The organism is Microbacterium sp. PMB16 (genome assembly GCF_051294855.1).
Classification (GTDB): Bacteria; Actinomycetota; Actinomycetes; order Actinomycetales; family Microbacteriaceae; genus Microbacterium.
In genome coordinates, this window is sequence record NZ_CP145908.1 from 3,155,836 (window position 1) to 3,175,922 (window position 20,087).

Genomic DNA, 20,087 nt, shown 5'->3' on the forward strand with positions numbered 1-20,087 from the left:
GATCAGGCCGTCTGGAACGCCCGGGATAGCAGGGGCCGGGTGGCCAGGGTGCTCGCCCAGACGACGCCGATGCCGACCGCAACGACCGCGGCGATCGTGAGCAAGGACGCGGGAGCCGTGATCAACGCGATCCCCACGAGCGGGAACACGAGGACCGCCGCGCACAGCGCCGACCCGACCGCGGTCACCAGCAGCGGCGACATGATCGCGCGCCGGCGGGCGCGATCGACGGTCTCGAGCGGCATGCCGAGGTGGTGCAGGCTGCGGTGCAGCTCTCGCTGGTCGAGCACATCCGACGCCTGATGGACGCCGACGGATGCGGCGACCATCAGGAATGAGCCGATCAGAGTGATCACGAGCCCGGTGCGGATGTCGGTCGCGAGTGCGTTGTCGGCGGCAGACGCATCCGTCGTGCCCATCACATTCAGCAGCGCGACTCCGGTGCCGGCGAACACCGCCATGAAGCTCGCCATCGCGATGCCGCCGACCTGGCGCCAAGCCGCCTTGGGGGAGTCCAGGACGATGCGGGCGGCGAGCAGTCTCTCCGGCTTCTCGGCGCGACGAAGCTGACGCGACGCCGTGACCTTGAGCACCCACGGTCCCACGAGATTGAGCACAGCGAGGACGGCGGCGAAGAGCCCGGCCAGCACCACGATCGTCGTGACCAGACCGCCGATCGAGGGGAACACCTTGATCAGCACGAAGGCGATGGCGACCGCGCCCGCAGCGAAGACGGCGCGGATCCAGTGCACACCGGAAGCAGTCGTGCGCGTGCGCACTCCGAGCGGCGAGATCACGACGCGTCGCAGACCGATGACGGCGCTGATCGCTGCCAGCAGGAGCACGCCGAGGAACACGGCGGCGATCGACAGCGGTGGCAGTACCACGGCGCCGAACCCGAGAGGTTCACCGCGGAACGGGATCAGGCCGATCAGCGGCGCGAGCGCCACGTGTCCGAGCACCCCGGCCAGTGCTCCCGCGGCGGCGACGAGCACCGATTCCGCGACGGTCGCGATGGTGACGCCAGCCGGCGACACCCCCAGCAACCGCAAGGTCGAGAGACGCTCATCGCGACGGCGAGCGGAGAGGCGGGCCGCCGCGCCGCCGAGCGACATCAGCGGCACCACCAGCAGCACGAGCGCGATCGCGGCAAGAGCCTGGTACAGGGGCGCGAACTCGCCGGTCCATCCCCAGAACGACTGAGCCCCGCCGATGACCGTGAGGACGAGGGTGGTGACGACGCCGAAGGCGACGACGGGCAGAGCGATCACGCTGCGCTGCCCCGGAGCAGGACGGAGGAGAAGAGAGAGGACGGCGGCGTTCATGCGGCCACCGCCGAGGAGAGGATCCGTCCGTCGCGCACTGCGATCGTGCGCGTGCACCGCGCCGCGACCTCGGGGTCGTGCGTGACGACGACGAGCGTGCGCCCCTGTCCGGTGGTCGACCAGAGCAGCGCATCCATGACCTCGCCCGACGTGTGGGAGTCGAGCGCGCCGGTCGGTTCGTCGGCGAAGACCAACTCGGCGCCGGTGGCTTGGGCGCGGGCGATCGCGACGCGCTGCGCCTGCCCTCCGGAGAGCTCGCCGATGCGACGATCCTCCATACCGGCGAGGCCCAGCGCCGCGAGCCAGGAAGCTGCGTGCTGCACGGCATCCTGACGTCTGATGCCGTTGATCATCGAGGCGAGAGCGACGTTCTCGACCGCTGTCAGCTCGGGGATCAGGAGCCCCTGCTGGAATACGAAGCCGAAGCGCTCACGGCGCAGGCGGGATCGGGCCGATTCGCTCAGGGCGGTGACCTCGACGGGTGCACCCTCGGCAGGGCGGAAGGTGACGCCACCGGCATCCGGCGCGATGATGCCGGCCAGCACGTGCAGGAGCGTCGTCTTGCCGGATCCGGATGCGCCCATGATCGCGACGGATTCGCCGCGATGGATCGCGAGGTCGACACCGGCGAGTGCGCGGGTGGACCCGAACTGCTTGGAGAGGGCGTGGGCTTCGATCACGGGGATGTTCATGCTTCCAGCCTCGCGATCCGACCCGGTCGCGTCGTCGGTCGGGCGGATGAGGATGCGGGCCCGACGTCATCCCGGAGAATGAGATCGGGCCCGCATCGATGCATCAGGCCTTCTTCTGCCAGGCGCCGGCGTAGGAGACCGGCACGAATCCGATGGCCTCGTTGATGCTCAGCATCGGGCGGTTCTCCTCGGCGTTGAACGTGGAGACGACGGCCGACAGCGGCATCAGCTCACGCCAGCGGAGGAGGTTCGCGCACTTGACGATCGTTCCGAGACGGTGTCCGCGGTGCTCCTTCGAGACCAGGGTGCCGAACTGGTGAGTGACACCCGAACGGTCGGCCGCGATCAGCAGCTCGTTGTAGGCGACCAGTTCTCCGGTCGGAACATGCTGCACCGCCACCACGGAGACCGCCTGACCTGCGGCGGTCAGCCGGGCCTCGCGACGGACGACTCGCTCGGCATCCCATTCCTCGGCCACGAAGTCCATGTCACCGCTCGGGGCGTCGGTCGAGAGCCGCGCCTGCACGGCGGCGAATCCCTCCCGCAGCTCGGGCGGCGTCGGCATCATCCATTCGCGGACGCGGTAGTCGGCTCCTGCGAAGGCCAGTGCATCCGCCAGCGCCGCGCGCAGCGGTTCGGGGTTCGCCCGCAGGTCGAACTCGCTGTTGCGTTCCACCTGCTCCAGGACGAAGCCGCGGGCCTCGAGCAGATCACTGAGCGCGATGGCCGGGATGCGTCCGCACCCGGTACGCGGCACGAGCATCCGGTCCGCTTCCTCCGGACGGTGCAGCGACCAGATCTGCACGAGGCTGCGCCCGCGCGCGCGGGCTTCCTCTTCGGCGCGCTCCATCAACGCTTCCTCGACCCCGTGGCCCCAGTGTTCGGCGAGGACGAGCAGATCGACCTCGGCGGCATGCGCGTCCGCTTCCTGCGCGAACGACAGGGTCACCATCCCGACGATCCGGTCGTCCACGCGGGCGACGAATCCGATGTCGATCGAATCGGTGCTGTCCTGCCATTCCGGCAGCATCTGCGCAGCATCCGGGGCAAGATCGGGCAGGCCGACGGCCTCGTCGCAGACGAGTCGGTTGAGATCTCCGTACGCGCGGAAGTCCGCGGCGTCGGCGTCGTTCAGCGAGGCAGGGACGATCAGGGGGCTGATCGTCAGTGCGACGGTCTTCATGTCAGTTCCTTCTTCCATGCGCCTTCGTAGGCCGTGGGGGTGAAGCCCATGGCTTCGTTGATGGAGAGCATCGGCCGGTTCTCCTCGGCGTTGTATGTGATCACGCTCGGCGATCGTGGAGCGACGTCAGCCCAGGCGAGGAGCGCCGCGCACTTGACCAACAGGCCCAGTCGATGACCGCGGTGCTCTTTCAGGACGAGCGTGTCCTCCTGGTGGGTGACCTCGTCGGGATTCGGACCGCCCGCGAGCTCGGTGAAGGCGCTGAGCTCGCCCGTGGCGATGTGCTCGGCGGCTGTGACCTGCACCGTCGTGCCCATCTCGGCGATCCTGGATTCGCCCTCTCGCAAGCGCGCGACGTCCCACGCCTCCTCGTCCTGCTCCATTCCGGCAGCGGGAGCATCCGTCGACATGCGCGATTTCAGCCAGGCGTATCCCGCGGCGCGGTCATCCGGAGTCGGCAGCATCCACTGCACGATGCGGTAGTCGGCAGACGCCGTACGCGCTTGCTCGAGCAGATCGCGGGCGTGCTGCAGCGTCTTCGGCGAGAGCTCGAGGTGACTGACGCGCTCCACCTGTTCGAGGCGGAATCCCTGTCGGATCAGGAAACGCGCCACGTGATCCTCCGGAACACTCCCGAACCCCGTCGGCGCATCGATACGCGGGCCGGTGCTCGGCTGCTGCTCCGTCCAGTTCTGCATGACGGTGCGTCCGTGCTCGCGCACGACTGCCTCGAGGTGGGGGAGTATCGCAGTTCCGATGCCCCGGCCCCAGACGTGCGGACGCAGCTCGATGGAGACGATCGCGACACGCGAGCCTTCCTCGTGCGGGATGTTGACGACCGCACGCCCGACGATCTCTTCGTCGAGGCGCACGATCCAGGAGATGGTGGTGCGCTCCTTGCGCGATCGGAGGATCGGCAGCAGAGCCTCGGGCGTGAGGTCGTCCTCGCCTCTGCCGGTGATCTCGCGGTACACCAGGTTGCGGACGCGGGAGAGTTCGCGGAACTCTCCCGCGTCCGCTGCATCCGCCCGTGCCGGGAGCACGAGCGGATGCAGGGTGGCGCCTGCGCTGAGGGGAATGGTCATGATTCGAACTCCGTTCAGCGCATGTTGTGCTGCATGCCGTAGATGAGCAGCGCGTACGATTCGGCGGCGGTGCGATCCCGCTCTCCGAGGTAGATGGCCTCGGCGGGAGAGATGTACAGGCTCCGTGGCTGACGCCGGGGGCGCTGCGCCCGCTGGAACAGCCAGAGGCCGAACCGGAGGGAGAGACGATCGGCGAGAGCGAGCTTTCGCAGTTCGTCGGGGCGGGGGATCTGGAGGACCTCATGGTCCTCGATATCGGGCGGGTGGGCGATGCCGCGGTGCAGCGTCGTGTTCACGGTGGTGTCCTTTGAATGAGTGATGGATGGGGTGCGGAAGCGCCGCGAGCGTCCACCGAAGCAGACGCGAGGCGCGGGAGGATGCAGCACATCGGTTCCGCGGAGTGCGGATGCCGAGGGCGGCGGGGGATCCGTGATCTCCGGAGAGATCAGAGGGTGGGGCGCGGAAGAATCGGCGAGAATCGGCCCATTACGGGCCGGAGATCTCAGGCTGCGGTTCTAAGAGAGCGCGCTCGAACGGTCGCCGGCGGTTACCGAGAACGCGAAGCGCGGCGCAGAGTGCGCGGGCGCGGTGAGGCCTGTGGCCTGTGCGTTGAGCTGAGTCATCATGATCGGTAACCTCCTTTCGTGTGGCGATCCGGAAGTCACCGTAGCGAAGGTGCGCGGGCGACGTCAAGCACATCGGCTTCCGCTCGGCGTGTCGCGGCCGGGGCGGGTTGGCGGGTCGTCCGCGCGGGATGCCGGGAGACCAGCGGGATTCCGGTAGCGTAGCGGCGTGATTCTCCCCGGACGAGCGGTGCCCGCATGCATCTGAAGAGCCTGACTCTCAAGGGGTTCAAGTCGTTCGCCCAGCCGACGAGCTTCGTGTTCGAGCCGGGCGTGACGTGCATCGTCGGCCCGAACGGATCGGGCAAGTCCAACGTGGTCGACGGGCTCGCCTGGGTGATGGGCGAGCAAGGGGCGAAGACTCTCCGCGGCGGCAAGATGGAGGACGTCATCTTCGCCGGCACCTCGACACGCGGACCCCTCGGTCGCGCGGAGGTGCAGCTCACGATCGACAACGCCGACGGCGCGCTCCCCATCGAGTACGCCGAGGTGACGATCAGCCGTACGCTGTTCCGCAACGGCTCCAGCGAGTACGCGATCAACGGCGACAGCTGCCGTCTGCTCGACGTGCAGGAGCTTCTCAGCGACTCGGGGCTCGGTCGCGAGATGCACGTGATCGTCGGACAGGGGCGGCTCGACACCGTGCTGCAGGCATCGCCCGAGGATCGGCGGGGCTTCATCGAGGAGGCCGCGGGCATCCTCAAGCACCGTCGACGCAAGGAGAAGACCCTCCGCAAGCTCGACGCCATGGAGACGAACCTCACCCGTCTCAGCGACCTCGCAGGCGAGATCCGGCGCCAGCTCAAGCCTCTCGGCCGCCAGGCGGAGATCGCTCGGGAGGCGCAGACGATCGCAGCTGTCGTCCGCGATGCCAAGGCGCGCATCTTCGCCGACGACGTCGTCGCGCTGCGCACCGCGCTCGCTGACCACACCCGCACAGAGCATGAGCGGCACACCGAGCGCCTGGTGCTATCCGACCAGGCGGAGGGCGTGCGCGCGAACATCGCCCGGCTGGAACAGGATCAGAACTCGGTCGCGGTCGACCAGGCGCGGAGCGTGGCCTTCGGCCTCGAGCAGGTGCAGGAGCGCATGCGCGGGCTGTACACGCTGGCGAACCAACGGCTCGCGCTTCTCGGCTCGGAGGAGGATGACGCGGCCGTCACCGCCGTCACCGTCACGCAGAGCACGATCGACGAGGCGAAGGACGAGATCGATGTGATCTCGGCCGGACTCGGCGATGCGCAGGACGCGGCGGTCACCGCCAGCCGCGAGGTCGTGCACGCTCGAGCCGAGCTGGACACTCTCGACGTCGACATCGCCGAGCAGAGCGCTCTCGTCTCCGAGTACGACATGCGCCTGACGACGTTGCGAGGAACAGCGGATGCTGCGGCGTCCGCCCTCGCGGCCGTGCGGGGAGCGGTGCTCCGGCAGGAGAACGCGCTGGAAGCCGCGAACATCCGCCGCAGAGAAGCCACCGACGCGCTGGAGAGCATCGACGATGCCGAGGCGCCGGAGGGTACGGCGGTCGAGCACGCCGCCGCCTACGACAGCGCGCAGCGAGCAGCATCCGCCTCCGAAGCCGAACGCGAGGCGCTCCGCGAACGACTGCACGCTGCGGAGCGCGAGGTCGACTCCTTGACCGCGAAGGCCGCCGCTCTGAGCAGTGCGCTCGCTCTCTCAGGCGGCGCGGCAGAGATCGTCAAGGCCGGGGGAGCGGGTGTGCGCGGACTCGTCGGTGACGCCGTGCAGGTGCGCGCAGGCTTCGAAGCCGCCATCGCCGCTGTCCTCGGCCCGCTCGCCGAGGGGGTCCTGATCGACTCGGCGGCCGATGCGTTCGCTCAGGCCGCGGCGGCGACCGCGCAGCGACTCGGAGTCGTCGATTTCGTGGTCGCCGACGCTCTGCGCCCGAACGTCGAGCTGCCGCAGATCGCCGGCGTCACGCCGGCGACGGAGACGGTCACCGCCCCCGACGGTGTGCTCGGCATCCTGTCGCACGTGCTCATCGCCTCCGATCTCGAGTCGGCACGAGCGGCGCGCTCTGCGCTCGACATCACCGGCGACACCACGACGACCATCGTGACGGTCGGCGGAGACGTGATCACGGCGCAGACGTTGCGCACGGGTTCCGGCGGCGAACGCTCGCGTCTGGAGCTGACCGCCGAACGCGATGCGGCCAAGGAACGCCTGCAAGAGATCCAGATCGTGGTGGATTCGCTGCGCGAAGCCCGCGAGGACGCGAACGAGGCCGTGGAGACGACGCGACGTCAGGCCAAGGATGCGCTCCGCGCTCTTCGGGAACATGATGCGGCGCTGGCCAGTCACGCTGAACAGGTGAACCGGATCACGGTGCGGCACGAGTCGGCCGTCGCCGAGTGCGAGCGCCTCGAGGCCGGGCTCTCCCAGGCGCAAGCGGCCGTCGCCGACGCCGAGGCGAAGGCGCAGGCCGCGAAGGATGCGGTGGATGCCGCGATCGCCGCGCCGCGCCCCGTGCTCGATGCGACGGCACGCGACGGCCTGCTGGAATCACTGGAGGTCGCTCGGGAGAACGAGGTCCGCGCTCGTCTGGAGATCGAGACCCTCCGCGAGCGGGTCCGCGCTGCGCAGTCCCGTGTCGCGAGCCTGGAACGGCAGCGCGAGCAGGAGCGGGATGCCGCGGCAGAGACCGCACGGCGTGCGGTCATCCGGCGGGCTCAGCGCGAGGCGGCCTCCGGGGTCGCGGAGGAGCTTCCGCGCATTCTCGATTCGCTCGACCGATCGGTCACCGAGGCCCGGATCGCGCTCGGCGAGGCGGAGTCTGCGCGCTCCGCGCAGAACGAGGAACTCGTGGCGCTGCGCGCCCAGGAGACGTCGCTTCGCGAGCGCTTGGCGGGGCTCACCGAAAGCGTGCACGGCCTGGAGCTGCAGATCCACGAGAAGAAGCTGCACCTCAACAGCCTGCTGGAGCGTGTCGCCTCCGAGCTCGCACTCGACGAAGATATTCTCATTGCGGAATATGGACCTGATCAGCTGGTTCCACGTGATCCAGGCGTCGAACCCGCGGACGGCGAGCTCCTCGACGACACGGCCATTCCGTTCGATCGTCGGATCCAGCAGCGACGTCTCGCCGAGGCCGAGCGCAAGCTCGGGCAGCTCGGGCGCGTGAATCCTCTGGCGCTCGAGGAGTTCGCAGCCCTCGAGCAGCGTCATGCGTTCCTCACCGAGCAGCTGACCGACCTGACGCAGACGCGTCAGGATCTCCTCACGATCATCGGCGACCTCGACGAGCGGATGCAGACCATCTTCGCCAGCGCCTTCGAGGACACGAAGGAGGCGTTCGGTCAGGTCTTCCCGCTGCTGTTCCCCGGCGGAACCGGGAGCATCAGCCTCACCGACCCCGACAACATGCTGACTACGGGGATCGAGGTCTCTGTCCGTCCGGTGGGCAAGAAGATCGAGCGGCTCTCGCTGCTCTCCGGTGGAGAGCGTTCCCTCGCGGCGGTCGCGCTGCTGGTCGCGATCTTCAAGGCGCGCCCGAGTCCGTTCTACATCCTCGATGAGGTCGAAGCAGCGCTCGACGACGCGAATCTCGGTCGCCTGCTCACGGTGTTCGAACAGTTGCGCGAGACCTCGCAGCTCCTGGTGATCACCCACCAGAAGCGCACGATGGAGATCGCCGACGCCCTCTACGGCGTCTCGATGCGCCAGGACGGTGTCTCGGCGGTCGTGGGCCAGCGAGTCGGCGACCGGGCGGCAGCAGCAGGCTGAGCAACCTCCGTCGTCACTACCGCGGCAAGGAGTGTTCGAAGGCCTCCACCGCGGCGGAAAATCCCGGGAGGTCCTGCGGGCGATGCTCCGCGCCGGGGAGAACCACGTGCTGCGCGCCGCGCGCGACGAGGATGCGCGCGATGGCCTCGTACTCGCCGTTCCACCCGCCGGTGACGACCAGGGTCGGAATGTCGTCCAGCATCCGCTCTCGTACGGCGTGTCCCCACGGCAGGTTGGTGACTGCCCAACGTTCGGCGACTGGTCGCTCCTCGTCCCACCGCGCCATCTCGAACGGGCCGCCGAACATCAACGGCCGGAGGACCGCCCAGAAACCGCGGAGATCCCCGCTTGCCGCCAGGGCGCGTGCCTCGGTGACGATGCCGATGTGACGTTCGACATCTGCGACGCCCCTGGCGATGTCGTACAGGGCGGGTTCGATGAGCACGAGCCCAGCGACGTCGAGGTGGTGCGCCGCCAGCACCGCTGGCACCGCCCCGATCGAGTGCGCGAACATCAGCACACGACGATCGCCCACCTCTTCGACGAGACCCGACATCTGCTCGGCAATCGTGGAATCCGGCGAAAAGGAGAGGAACCTCGCCGCGGGGTCGGCGACGTGCGGCCACGCATCCGCACCCCGGCGCCCACCGCCGTGGATGTAGAGGCGTTCGACCTCGTGTGCGCGGACCATGACCGGATGCTACCCGTAGGCTGGACGCATGGCGGAGAAGTCCTGGTCTCTCGGTCGCGCGCTGCGCGGCATGTTCGTCAAGCCCACCATCGACGAGACGACCTGGGAGGACCTCGAGACCGCGCTCATCACCGCGGACTTCGGCCCCGACATCAGCGAGCGCATCGTCGACGAGCTTCGCGAGAAGGTCGACCGGTACCGCACGACGGATCCTCAGGACCTTCAGCGGATGCTGCGCGAGACGCTCGAAGAGCATTTCGCGAAATTCGACACGACCCTCAAGCTCACGGAGCGCCCGGCGGTCGTCCTCGTCGTCGGGGTCAACGGAGTCGGCAAGACCACGACCATCGGCAAGTTCACGAAGTTCCTCCGCGGATTCCAGCGCAGTGTGGTCGTGGGCGCGGCCGACACGTTCCGCGCGGCGGCCGTCGATCAGCTGGCCACGTGGGCGCAGCGCGGGGGAGCGGCGATCGTGCGGCCCCAGCAGGAGGGACAGGACCCGGCCTCCGTCGCCTTCCAGACCGTCGACTACGCGAAGCGCGAGGGAATCGAGATCGCGATCATCGACACCGCAGGTCGTCTGCACACCAAGGGTGGCCTGATGGACGAGCTCGGAAAGATCCGCCGTGTGATCGAGAAGCAGGCGCCGATCAGCGAGGTGCTGCTGGTGCTCGATGCGACGACAGGACAGAACGGCGTGCTCCAGGCGCAGTCCTTCCTCGAACACGCGGGGGTCACCGGGCTCGTGCTCACGAAGCTCGACGGCTCGGCCAAGGGCGGGTTCGTCCTCGCGGTCCAGGAGCGCACGGGCATCCCGGTGAAGCTCCTCGGGCAGGGGGAAGGCATCGACGATCTGACCGGATTCACCCCCCACGTCTTCGTCCAATCCCTCGTCGGATGACGACAGGGCTACCGCAGTGAGCACGAGGCTGGTTTCATAGCGTTATGGCGATCGAACACGACTACTTCGGACTCTTGTCCTCCGGTCCAGACGGCTCGATCTTCTGGTCCGAGACGGTGGAGCTCGGAGATCAGAGCGTCACCGTCGACCTGACGGCGCCTGACCAGGATGACGTGTCCGCCGACGCGCTCGACATCGCCGCGTCCCTCATCGCCGGACTGGAGAGCGTGGATGACACGGCGCGCCGCGGGATGCTCTCCGAAGTGGACGATCGCACGAGTGAGGTGACCGAGTACATCCTCCAGCAGCAGGAGGCCTACGGCGACGATCTCCCCGACGTGCTCGTCGATGTCTCCGGTGATCCGGCCGTCGACATCATCCGCTCCCTGCGCCTGATGAGCATGACGATCCTCGCGGACGAGCACGGAGGTTCCGAGCCGTTCGCCGTGCTGGAGTACGCGCTGGACGACACCTCGAGTGACGACGTGCTGCTGGTGAACCTCGGTTCCGACGGCAGCGTGCAGTCGGTCATGAGCGCCGACTAGCCTCCAGCGCCAGCACTACACGGCCTGGGCGAACCCCAGGTCGGCGCTCTCGGCGATGTGCGCCAGATGCGACGGGATCTCCCGGCCCTTCGATGCCATCGACTGCGCCCACAGGCGCCCTGCGCGGTAGGACGACCGGACGAGGGGACCGGCGAGCACGCCGAGGAATCCGATCCGCTCCGCCTCTTCCTTGAACTCCACGAACTCCGACGGCTTCACCCAGCGGGCGACCGGCAGATGGCGCGGGGTGGGGCGCAGGTACTGCGTGATCGTGATGATGTCGCAGCCGGCGTCGTGCAGGTCCTGCAGGGCCTGGACGACCTCCTCGGGCTCTTCGCCCATCCCGAGGATCAGGTTGGACTTGGTGATGAGACCGGCGTTGCGGCCCTGCGTGAGCACGTCGAGCGACCGCTCGTAGCGGAACGCCGGGCGGATCCGCTTGAAGATGCGGGGCACCGTCTCGACGTTGTGCGCGAACACCTCGGGGCGGGCGTCGAAGATCTGGCCGAGGAAGGCGGGATCGGCGTTGTGCTCGTTCGCGAGCAGTTCGACACCGGTGTTCGGGTTGAGCTCGTGGATCTTCCGCACGGTCTCGGCGTTGAGCCAGGCGCCGGTGTCCGGCAGGTCATCGCGGGCGACGCTCGTGACGGTGGCGTAGCGGAGTCCCATCTTCTGCACGCTCTCCGCAACGCGCCGGGGCTCGTCCGTGTCGTAGTCGTCGGGCTTGCCGGTGTCGATCTGGCAGAAGTCGCAGCGCCGGGTGCACTGGGAACCGCCGATGAGGAAGGTCGCCTCTCGGTCCTCCCAGCACTCGAAGATGTTCGGGCAGCCGGCCTCCTGGCACACGGTGTGCAGGTCTTCGCTCTTCACGAGCGAGTGCAGGGCGGTGTACTCCGGGCCCATCTTCGCCTTCGTCTTGATCCACTCCGGCTTGCGTTCGATGGGGGTCTCGGCGTTGCGGATCTCGAGACGGAGGAGCTTGCGGCCCTCGGGTGCGGCGGTCATGCGGGAACTCCAGCGAGGTCGGTGATGGTGTATTCCGTGGTGAAGGCCGTGATCACGGCCTCGACGATGTCGGTGGGTGTGACCGCGGTACCGGTCGTCTCGCTCACGGTGGTGACTCCTGCATCGGTGATGCCGCAGGGGATGATCCCGCGGAAGCCGGCGAGGGAGTTGTCGCAGTTGATCGCGAAGCCGTGCATCGTCACTCCCTGCTGCACGCGCACGCCGATGGCCGCGACCTTGTCCTCGGACAGCGGGCGACGCACCCATACTCCGCTGCGGCCGTCAACCTGATATCCGTCGACCCCGAACCCGCGGAGCAGGTCGATCAGGAGGCGTTCGAGACGGCGGACATGGGCGACGACGTCCATCGGCTCCGGCAGGCGCACGATCGGGTATCCGACCAGTTGACCCGGCCCGTGCCAGGTGATCTTCCCACCGCGGTCCACGTCGACGACGGGCGTGCCGTCCTGCGGTCGCTCGTGCGGCTCGGTGCGCTTGCCCGCGGTGTACACCGCTTCGTGTTCGAGGAGGATCAGCGTGTCCGGGCGCGTGCCGTCGACGACGTCGGCGTGGACGCGACGCTGCAGCTCCCACCCTTCGGTGTACGGGACCGGGTTCGGAGCGAACCCGGGTGTGAGGATGTCGAGCATGCTCGTCTGCCCCTTCGAGAAGTTGTTGGAGTGCGTCTAACAATACTCCTCACTGACGGGGGAGAGCTCGCCGCGCCGCGTCGGCGGTAGCGTGAGAGCATGAAGTCCACCGGTCGTGCAGGTCGCCCCCGCGCCTCGTCGCGCGAGACCCTCGCCGAAGCGGCCTGCGAGCTGTTCCTGGAGCGCGGCTACGATGCGACCTCGGTGGCCGATATCACGCAACGGGCCGGGGTCAGCCGGTCGAGCTTCTTCAACTACTTCACCTCGAAGAGCGACGTGCTGTGGTCGGGTGTCGACGAGCGGATCGGACACGCGGCCTTGTCTCTCGGCGAGCTCGGCGCCTCTGCGACAGGCGACGCGGTGCGCGGCGTCCTTCTCCTCGTCGTTCGGGATTTCGCGCCGGACCCGCTCGCGCTCGCGCTGCGCAACGCCCGAGCCATGGGGCTGGAGGGCGAGCTCGTCCGCGATACCGGTCTGCGCCACGCACGGCTTGCGGCTGCTGTGTCGGCCGCAGCCGCGGCATCCGGCATCGACGTGCTGAAGGCCGACATCCTCGGCTCCGCGCACGCCGCCGCCGTGCTCTCCTCGCTACGCGTCTGGGCGGAGCAGGGCGCCGGTCGTGGCTCTCCGGAAGCGGTGCTGCGCGAGGGCCTCGGGACGATCCACGATCTTCCCTGGGCGAGCTGACGAGTCCGCCGCACCGAGCTGCGTGCCGCGCTGAGCGTGGAGGCTCCGCTCGCGTAGAATCGACAGCACCATGGCTACCTTTGGCACGCTCTCCGATCGGCTCACCGAGACCTTCCGCAACCTTCGCACGAAGGGCAAGCTCACCGCGGCCGACGTCGACGGCACCGTGCGCGAGATCCGTCGCGCGCTGCTCGACGCCGACGTCGCACTCGTGGTGGTGAAGGACTTCACCGCGAAGGTGCGCGAGCGCGCGCTCGGCGACGAGGTCAGCAAGGCGCTCAACCCGGCCCAGCAGGTCGTGCAGATCGTCAACGAGGAGCTCGTGCAGATCCTCGGCGGCGAGCAGCGTCGCCTGCAGTTCGCCAAGACCGCGCCGACCGTCATCATGCTCGCCGGTCTCCAGGGTTCCGGTAAGACCACGTTCGCGGGAAAGCTCGCCAAGCAGCTCGAGGGCGAGGGGCACACGCCGCTGCTCGTGGCTGCCGACCTGCAGCGCCCCAACGCCGTCAACCAGCTTCAGGTGGTCGCCCAGCAGGCGGGCGCCACCGTCTATGCGCCCGAGCCCGGCAACGGTGTCGGCGACCCGGTGAAGGTCTCGCGCGACGGAGTCGACCACGCACGCCGCCACCAGCACGATGTCGTCATCATCGACACCGCCGGTCGCCTCGGTGTCGACGCCGAGCTGATGAAGCAGGCCGCCGACATCCGCAAGGCAGTAGACCCCGACGAGGTGCTGTTCGTCATCGACGCGATGATCGGTCAGGACGCCGTCAACACCGCCAAGGCCTTCCAGGAGGGCGTCGACTTCACGGGTGTCGTGCTCTCGAAGCTCGACGGCGATGCCCGCGGTGGTGCCGCGTTGTCCGTCGCGTCCGTGACCGGTCGACCCATCATCTTCGCCTCGACGGGTGAGCGTCTCGAAGACCTCGAGCCGTTCCACCCCGACCGCATGGCGAGCCGGATCCTCGACCTCGGCGACATCCTGACCCTCATCGAGCAGGCCCAGCAGGCCTTCGATGAGGAAGAGGCCATGAAGATGGCCGAGAAGCTCGCGACCGAGGCCTTCACGCTGGAGGACTTCCTCGATCAGCTGCAGCAGATGAAGAAGATGGGCTCGATGAAGAAGATGCTCGGGATGCTCCCGGGTATGGGCCAGATGAAGCAGCAGCTCGAAGACTTCGACGAGCGTGAGATCGACCGCACCGAGGCGATCATCCGCTCGATGACTCCGACCGAGCGCCGCAACCCGAAGGTTCTCAACGGTTCGCGACGCCTGCGCATCGCGCGGGGCTCCGGCATGACCGTCACCGACGTCAACCAGCTCGTCCAGCGGTTCGAGCAGGCGGCCAAGATGATGAAGACCGTCGCCCGCGGCGGCACCCCGAACATCCCCGGCATGGGCGCGGTTCCCGGGATGGGTCGCCCCGGCGCCTCGTCGAAGCGGGGCAAGAAGGGCAAGTCATCCGGCGGATCACGCTCGGGCAACCCCGCGAAGCGCGCTGCTGAGAACGCCGGAGTCGTGTCATCTGCGCCGACAGGCTCCGGGTTCGGTCTCGGTGGGGGTGTGGCTCAGCAGCCGAGCGAAGCAGATCTCGCCGAGATCCAGAAGCTCTTCGGCAAGGGCTGACCCGCGGTCACCGCTGCGCCACGAGGACGGGTGCCGTGGGCGGCTCTGCCACCAGGGTGGTCATCCGCGCACGGCGGGCGAAGATCTGCCCCGAGACGAGCGCACCCAGGGCGATGGTGAATCCGATCGCCTGCACGGGAGTGAACGCTTCTCCGGCGACTAGTGCGCCCAGGATCGTCGCGACGATGGGGGAGAGCAGTGCGAGCAGTCCGGGGGCGATGACAGGCAGCTGCTGGATGCCGCGGAACCACAGCGTGTAGGCGACGATTCCGCCGGCCGTGCCCAGCCACAGGTAGCCGAGTGCCGCTCCGCCGTCGATCGTCGCGGGCACGCCCTCGACGAGAAGCGTGACCGGCAGCAGGAGCAGACCGCCGGCGGCCAGTTGCCATCCGGCGTAGGCGACCGGACCGACGCCGGACGGGCGACCCCAGCGCTTGGTCAGGATCATGCCGACGCCGGTGGCGGTGACGCCGCCGAGTGCCGCCAGGATGCCCCAGAGATCGAGTGACGCCGCCGGCCCGAGGACGACCAGCGCGACTCCTCCGGCGCCGGCGACCGCAGCTGCCGCGGTGGCCGGCCGGATCTTCTCCTGGAGCACGAGGGAACCGAGCACCAGCACGATGAGCGGCTGAGCGCCCGCCACCGCGGCCGCGACGCCGCCGGGGAGCCGCTCCGCAGCCAGGAACAGGAGAGGGAAGAACGCTCCGATGTTGAGCGCGCCGAGCGCGAACGCCTTCCACCACCACGTGCCGTGGGGGAGTCGACGGCTGATCGCGATGGCGAGGAGACCGGCCGGGAGCGAGCGGAGCAGCCCGGCGAACAGCGGATGACCGACGGGGAGGAGTTCGGTCGTGACGAGGTACGTCGTTCCCCAGGCGATCGGGGCCAGGGCTGTCAGCAGGAGGATGGTGAGTCGGTTCATGCTTCCAGGCTCCTCCGATCGCGCCTATGAGTCCAACACATGCTTGTCACGAGAAGCATGAAGGGAGATCATGGATGAATGGAGCTGCAACAGCTGAGATATGTCGTCGAGGTGGCCTTCGCGTCGAGCTTCACCCGAGCGGCCGAACGCTGCTTCGTCACGCAGTCGGCCCTGAGCCACCAGATCGCAGCGCTCGAGCGTGAGCTCGGTCAACGGCTCTTCGTCCGGTCCAGTCGCAGCGTGCGGCTCACCGAAGCAGGCGAGGCGTTCCTCCCGCACGCGCGAGCGGCGCTCCTCGCGGCGGAACAGGCCAAGGAAGATGCGGCGGCTGTCGCCGGCGACGTCGTCGGAACACTACGACTCGGGATCATTCCGACGGTGACGGCTGTGGATCTGCCCCAGGTCATCGCCGCGTACCGCGTCGCGCATCCGTCCGCCCGGGTCGAGCTGCAGGTCGGGAACAGCGACGCCCTGATGGCGGCGATCCGTGATGGTGAGCTCGACGTGGCGCTCGTCGGGCTTCGCGCAGAGGTCACTCCGGCGGGCGTCGCGTCGCGAGTGCTCTCGACGGAGGCCTTGGTGGCCGTGCTGCCGAGGCATCACGCTCTTGCAGGGGCGACATCGATCGATCTCCGAGACCTCGCGGGAATGATATTCGCCGACTTCCCCGCGGCATCATCCGGTCGTGCGCAGAGCGATGTCGCGTTTGCGGCGATGGGCGTCGACCGTGATGTCGCGTTCGAGGCGGATTCCGCCGAGTTGATCCTCGGACTCGTCGCCGCTGGTCTCGCCGTCACTTTGCTGGCTCCCGGCGTCGTCTCCCGATCGAATGCCGCGGTGGCCGCGGTCGAGGTGGGCCGTGGCCCCTCCCGCAGCGAACACGTCGTGTGGGACGCCGTTGCACCGCGCAGCGTCGCACGGGCGTTCCTCGCGGTTCTCGCGAGCCACGGTCGCCCCTGACCCGACGCTTGCCGGTATTCTGCGTCGCTACGACTCTCTGGTGGGGGTTCCGGTAGCGTGAGCGGCTGCGCGTTCGGGCGGGAGAGATCCTCCCGCCGACGATCGCTGAGAGAGAGTGTCGCGTGGGATTCCTGAACTTCGGAAAGAAGAAGTCGGCTGCGGAGGTCGACCCCGATCTCGAGGACCTGACGAAAGACGAGGCCGCCACGCTCCGCCAGCTCTTCGCCGACTTCTGGCCCACTGCGGAGGGCACGATCACGGTCCACGGCGACTACGCGGAGAGCTCTTCCGGGGGACAGTTCGGGTTGTACAACCTCTCCCGCGCGGTGAAGCTCGAGCCGGAGCAGAACTGGCCGCAGGTCGTGGAGCGTCACATATCGGGGCTGTTCAGCCGCAGCTCCGCGCCGAAGGACAGCGATCTGTCCGACGACGAGATCCTGTCGCTCGTGAAGGCACGCCTCATCCCGAGCGCTTATCTGCCCGAGAGCCACCGCGGTCAGTTCAGCTACCGCCGCGTGATCGTGAACGACCTCGAGGCCATCCTGATGCTGGACTATCCCGAGGCGGTGTCCACCGTCCCCGACGCGATCGTCAGCCGCTTCGATGCCGACCGCCTGTGGCAGACGGCCATCGCCGCTGTCTCCGCCGAGCCGCTCGACGAAGTGCAGACACTGGATGCCGGCACCGGACCGTTCCACCTCATCGCGACGGATTCGATGTTCACTGCGAGTCGCGCCCTCGACATCCCGGCCCTGCTGGCCCGGGTGGGTGTGGCCTCCGCGCCGCGTGGCGTTCTCTTCGCCGTGCCGTCCCGCCACCACCTGGCGTTCCACGTCGTGGAGGGACCGAGTGCGCTCCAGCTGGTGCACGGGATGTCCCAGTTCGCTCAGATGTCGTTCAGTGAAGGCGTCGGCGAGATCTCGGCGAACGTGTACTACTGGAGCGAAGCAGGGTACGAACAGGTCACGACGTTCGGTGAAGACGGATCGGTGATGGTCGACGGAACCGGTGCCTTCTTCGCGGCGATCAACGGCTGAACTCGCGCACGGAAAAGGCGGGCCCGGAGGATATCCTCCGGGCCCGCCTCAGTGATCGTGTGCGATCAGTTCACGTCCTCGTCGACCCAGTCCATCGACTTCGTGACGGCCTTGCGCCACAGACGCAACTGGCGGTCGCGCTCGGCGTCCTCCATCGACGGCTCCCAGCGCTTGTCTTCCTGCCAGTTGGCGGACAGGTCGTCCAGGCCGTTCCAGAAGCCCACCGCGAGGCCCGCGGCGTAGGCCGCGCCCAGCGCCGTGGTCTCGGCGACGACCGGTCGGACGACTGGAACACCCAGCACATCCGCCTGGAACTGCATGAGCGCATCGTTCGCGACCATGCCGCCGTCGACCTTGAGCTCGGTGAGGTCCACGCCGGCGTCGGCGTTGACCGCGTCGAGCACATCGCGCGTCTGGAAGGCCACGGCCTCGAGCGCCGCGCGAGCGATGTGGTTCTTGTTCGCGTAGCGGGTGAGACCGACGATCGCGCCGCGGGCATCCGGACGCCAGTAGGGCGCGAACAGACCGGAGAACGCGGGGACGATGTACACGCCGCCGTTGTCATCGACCTGCTCGGCCAGCTTCTCGACCTCGGGGGCCGAGGAGATGATGCCGAGCTGATCGCGCAGCCACTGGATCAGCGAACCGGTGACGGCGATGGAACCTTCGAGCGCGTAGTGCGTCGGACCGTCGCCGAGCTTGTACCCGACGGTGGTGAGCAGCCCGTTCTTCGAGTGGACGATCTCCTCGCCCGTGTTGAAGATCAGGAAGCAGCCCGTGCCGTAGGTGTTCTTGCTCTCACCCGTGTTGAACGCCGCCTGACCGAACGTCGCCGCCTGCTGGTCGCCCAGGATGCCGGCGATCGGCGTCTCGCGCAGCAGCGACGAGTCCTCCGCATTGCCGTACACCTCGGAGGAGGAGCGGATCTCCGGCATCATCGAGCGCGGCACGCCGAACGCCTCGAGGATGTCGTCGCGCCACTCGAGCGTCTCGAGGTCCATGAACATCGTGCGGGAGGCGTTGGTGACGTCGGTCGCGTGCACACCGCCGTCGACACCACCGGTGAGGTTCCAGAGCACCCAGCTGTCGGTGGTTCCGAACGCCAGGTCGCCGGCCTCAGCCTTCTCGCGAGCCCCGTCGACGTTCTCGAGGATCCAGGCGATCTTGGTGCCGGAGAAGTACGTCGCCAGCGGCAGGCCGACGATGTTCTTGAACCGGTCGCCGCCGCCGTCGGCCGCGAGGCGGTCGACGATCTCCTGCGTGCGTGTGTCCTGCCAGACGATCGCGTTGTAGATCGGCTTGCCGGTCTTGCGGTCCCACACCACCGCGGTCTCGCGCTGGTTGGTGATGCCGATCGCGGCGATATCGTGACGGGTGAGGTCCGCGCGGCTCAGTGCGAGCCCGATGACCTCCTGGACGTTGCGCCAGATCTCGGCGGCATCGTGCTCGACCCAGCCGGCCTTCGGAAGGATCTGCTCGTGCTCCTTCTGGCCCGACTCGATGATGCTGCCCTTCTTGTCGAAGATGATGGCGCGGCTCGAGGTGGTTCCCTGATCGATGGCGATGATGTAGTCAGCCACTGTGCTTCTCCTTTGAATAGCTTTGCGGAACGGGTGGGTGTCAGCCGGCGAGGCCGAGCAGCGCGGGCGCAGCCAGCGCGGCGATCACACCACCGATGAGCGGACCGACGACGGGGACCCACGAGTAGGACCAGTCGCTCGACCCCTTGCCCTTGATCGGCAGGATGGCGTGCGCGATGCGCGGACCGAGGTCACGCGCCGGGTTGATGGCGTAGCCGGTCGGCCCACCGAGGGACGCACCGATTCCGACGACGAGCAGGGCCACCGGAAGTGCCGTGAGCGGGCCGAGGCCACCGGGGGTGCCGACCTCGATGTCGCCGTAGTCCGCGAACGCGAAGATGACGAACACGAGCACGAAGGTACCGATGATCTCGGTGGCGAGGTTCCAGCCGTACGACCGGATCGCGGGGCCGGTCGAGAAGACGCCCAGCTTGTTGGCGGCCTCCGGCTCCTCGTCGAAGTGCTGCTTGTAGGCGACCCAGACGACGATGGCACCGATGATCGCACCGAGCAGCTCTGCGCCGGTGGCGGTCAGGAACATCACGAACGAGATCTTGCCGGCGACCAGGAGGCCGATGCCGACGGCGGGGTTGAGGATTGCGCCGGAGTACGCGGAGGCGAGGACACCAGCGAAGACCGCGAGGCCCCATCCCCAGTTGACCATCAGGAAGCCGCCGGCGAAGCCCTTGTTCTTCGCGAGAGCGACGTTGGCGACGACACCACAACCCAGGAGGATCAGCATCGCTGTACCGACGAGCTCCGACAGGAAGTAGAGACCGAGATTCACATCAGCCATGTCTTCATTGACCTTTCTTGAGTACCGGGGCCCC

At 68.1% G+C, this 20,087-nt stretch carries 18 protein-coding genes; 7 read left to right on the forward strand and 11 right to left on the reverse strand.

Annotation, left to right across the window (positions count from 1 at the left end):
• Positions 1-2 precede the first annotated feature (2 nt).
• The 5 genes from V5D55_RS15090 to V5D55_RS15110 form a co-directional block, all read right to left on the reverse strand.
• Positions 3-1,325, reverse strand: a complete 1,323-nt coding sequence (locus tag V5D55_RS15090; protein ID WP_435744478.1) for an FtsX-like permease family protein — start codon at positions 1,323-1,325, stop codon at positions 3-5.
• Positions 1,322-2,017, reverse strand: a complete 696-nt coding sequence (locus V5D55_RS15095) for an ABC transporter ATP-binding protein (RefSeq protein WP_435744480.1) — start codon at positions 2,015-2,017, stop codon at positions 1,322-1,324. The genes V5D55_RS15090 and V5D55_RS15095 overlap by 4 nt, the downstream gene beginning before the upstream one ends.
• 103 nt (positions 2,018-2,120) lie before the next feature.
• Positions 2,121-3,200 (reverse strand): GNAT family N-acetyltransferase, encoded by a 1,080-nt coding sequence (locus V5D55_RS15100; RefSeq protein WP_435744484.1) that lies wholly within the window; start codon positions 3,198-3,200, stop codon positions 2,121-2,123.
• Positions 3,197-4,285, reverse strand: coding sequence for a GNAT family N-acetyltransferase (locus V5D55_RS15105; RefSeq protein ID WP_435744486.1), 1,089 nt, complete (start codon positions 4,283-4,285; stop codon positions 3,197-3,199). The genes V5D55_RS15100 and V5D55_RS15105 overlap by 4 nt, the downstream gene beginning before the upstream one ends.
• Positions 4,286-4,299: 14 nt before the next feature.
• Complete coding sequence (locus V5D55_RS15110) at positions 4,300-4,581, reverse strand: hypothetical protein (RefSeq protein ID WP_435744488.1); 282 nt, start codon at positions 4,579-4,581, stop codon at positions 4,300-4,302.
• A 525-nt stretch (positions 4,582-5,106) separates the two neighbouring features.
• Here V5D55_RS15110 and smc point away from each other — a divergent pair.
• Positions 5,107-8,652 carry a chromosome segregation protein SMC gene (gene smc, locus V5D55_RS15115; protein ID WP_435744490.1) on the forward strand — a complete coding sequence of 1,182 codons (3,546 nt, stop codon included), beginning with the start codon at positions 5,107-5,109 and terminating at the stop codon, positions 8,650-8,652.
• 16 nt (positions 8,653-8,668) lie between these two features.
• Here smc and V5D55_RS15120 read toward each other — a convergent pair whose 3' ends face one another.
• A complete protein-coding gene (locus V5D55_RS15120) occupies positions 8,669-9,343 on the reverse strand; it encodes an alpha/beta fold hydrolase (RefSeq protein ID WP_435744492.1) in 675 nt (224 codons plus the stop codon).
• Positions 9,344-9,371: 28 nt separating this feature from the next.
• Between V5D55_RS15120 and ftsY the strand changes: the two genes are divergently transcribed.
• Positions 9,372-10,244 (forward strand): signal recognition particle-docking protein FtsY, encoded by an 873-nt coding sequence (gene ftsY, locus V5D55_RS15125; protein WP_435744494.1) that lies wholly within the window; start codon positions 9,372-9,374, stop codon positions 10,242-10,244.
• Between the two features lie 44 nt (positions 10,245-10,288).
• The gene (locus V5D55_RS15130; protein WP_435744496.1) at positions 10,289-10,789 is read left to right on the forward strand and encodes a DUF2004 domain-containing protein; all 501 of its coding nucleotides are present in this window, start codon (positions 10,289-10,291) and stop codon (positions 10,787-10,789) included.
• A 15-nt stretch (positions 10,790-10,804) separates the two neighbouring features.
• Here the strand turns inward: V5D55_RS15130 and lipA are convergent, their stop codons facing one another.
• A complete protein-coding gene (gene lipA / locus V5D55_RS15135; protein ID WP_435744498.1) occupies positions 10,805-11,794 on the reverse strand; it encodes a lipoyl synthase in 990 nt (329 codons plus the stop codon).
• A complete protein-coding gene (gene lipB / locus V5D55_RS15140) occupies positions 11,791-12,444 on the reverse strand; it encodes a lipoyl(octanoyl) transferase LipB (RefSeq protein WP_435744500.1) in 654 nt (217 codons plus the stop codon). The genes lipA and lipB overlap by 4 nt, the downstream gene beginning before the upstream one ends.
• 99 nt (positions 12,445-12,543) lie before the next feature.
• On the opposite strand from lipB, the gene V5D55_RS15145 reads away from it, so the two are divergent.
• Together V5D55_RS15145 and ffh are read left to right on the forward strand one after the other, a co-directional pair.
• Positions 12,544-13,131 (forward strand): TetR/AcrR family transcriptional regulator, encoded by a 588-nt coding sequence (locus V5D55_RS15145; RefSeq protein WP_435744502.1) that lies wholly within the window; start codon positions 12,544-12,546, stop codon positions 13,129-13,131.
• Positions 13,132-13,201: 70 nt separating this feature from the next.
• The gene (gene ffh, locus V5D55_RS15150) at positions 13,202-14,758 is read left to right on the forward strand and encodes a signal recognition particle protein (RefSeq protein WP_435744504.1); all 1,557 of its coding nucleotides are present in this window, start codon (positions 13,202-13,204) and stop codon (positions 14,756-14,758) included.
• A gap of 7 nt (positions 14,759-14,765) precedes the next feature.
• Here the strand turns inward: ffh and V5D55_RS15155 are convergent, their stop codons facing one another.
• Complete coding sequence (locus V5D55_RS15155; protein ID WP_435744506.1) at positions 14,766-15,680, reverse strand: EamA family transporter; 915 nt, start codon at positions 15,678-15,680, stop codon at positions 14,766-14,768.
• Between the two features lie 78 nt (positions 15,681-15,758).
• Between V5D55_RS15155 and V5D55_RS15160 the strand changes: the two genes are divergently transcribed.
• Together V5D55_RS15160 and V5D55_RS15165 are read left to right on the forward strand one after the other, a co-directional pair.
• Positions 15,759-16,640: a LysR family transcriptional regulator gene (locus tag V5D55_RS15160; protein ID WP_435744509.1), complete on the forward strand. Its 882-nt coding sequence runs from the start codon at positions 15,759-15,761 to the stop codon at positions 16,638-16,640.
• Between the two features lie 122 nt (positions 16,641-16,762).
• Entirely contained in the window at positions 16,763-17,677 is a 915-nt protein-coding gene (locus V5D55_RS15165; RefSeq protein WP_435744511.1) for a hypothetical protein, read from the forward strand.
• Between the two features lie 65 nt (positions 17,678-17,742).
• On the opposite strand, the gene glpK is transcribed toward V5D55_RS15165, so the two are convergent.
• Positions 17,743-19,257 carry a glycerol kinase GlpK gene (gene glpK / locus V5D55_RS15170; RefSeq protein ID WP_435744514.1) on the reverse strand — a complete coding sequence of 505 codons (1,515 nt, stop codon included), beginning with the start codon at positions 19,255-19,257 and terminating at the stop codon, positions 17,743-17,745.
• Positions 19,258-19,297: 40 nt separating this feature from the next.
• Positions 19,298-20,053: an MIP/aquaporin family protein gene (locus V5D55_RS15175; RefSeq protein WP_435744516.1), complete on the reverse strand. Its 756-nt coding sequence runs from the start codon at positions 20,051-20,053 to the stop codon at positions 19,298-19,300.
• Positions 20,054-20,087: the final 34 nt, after the last annotated feature.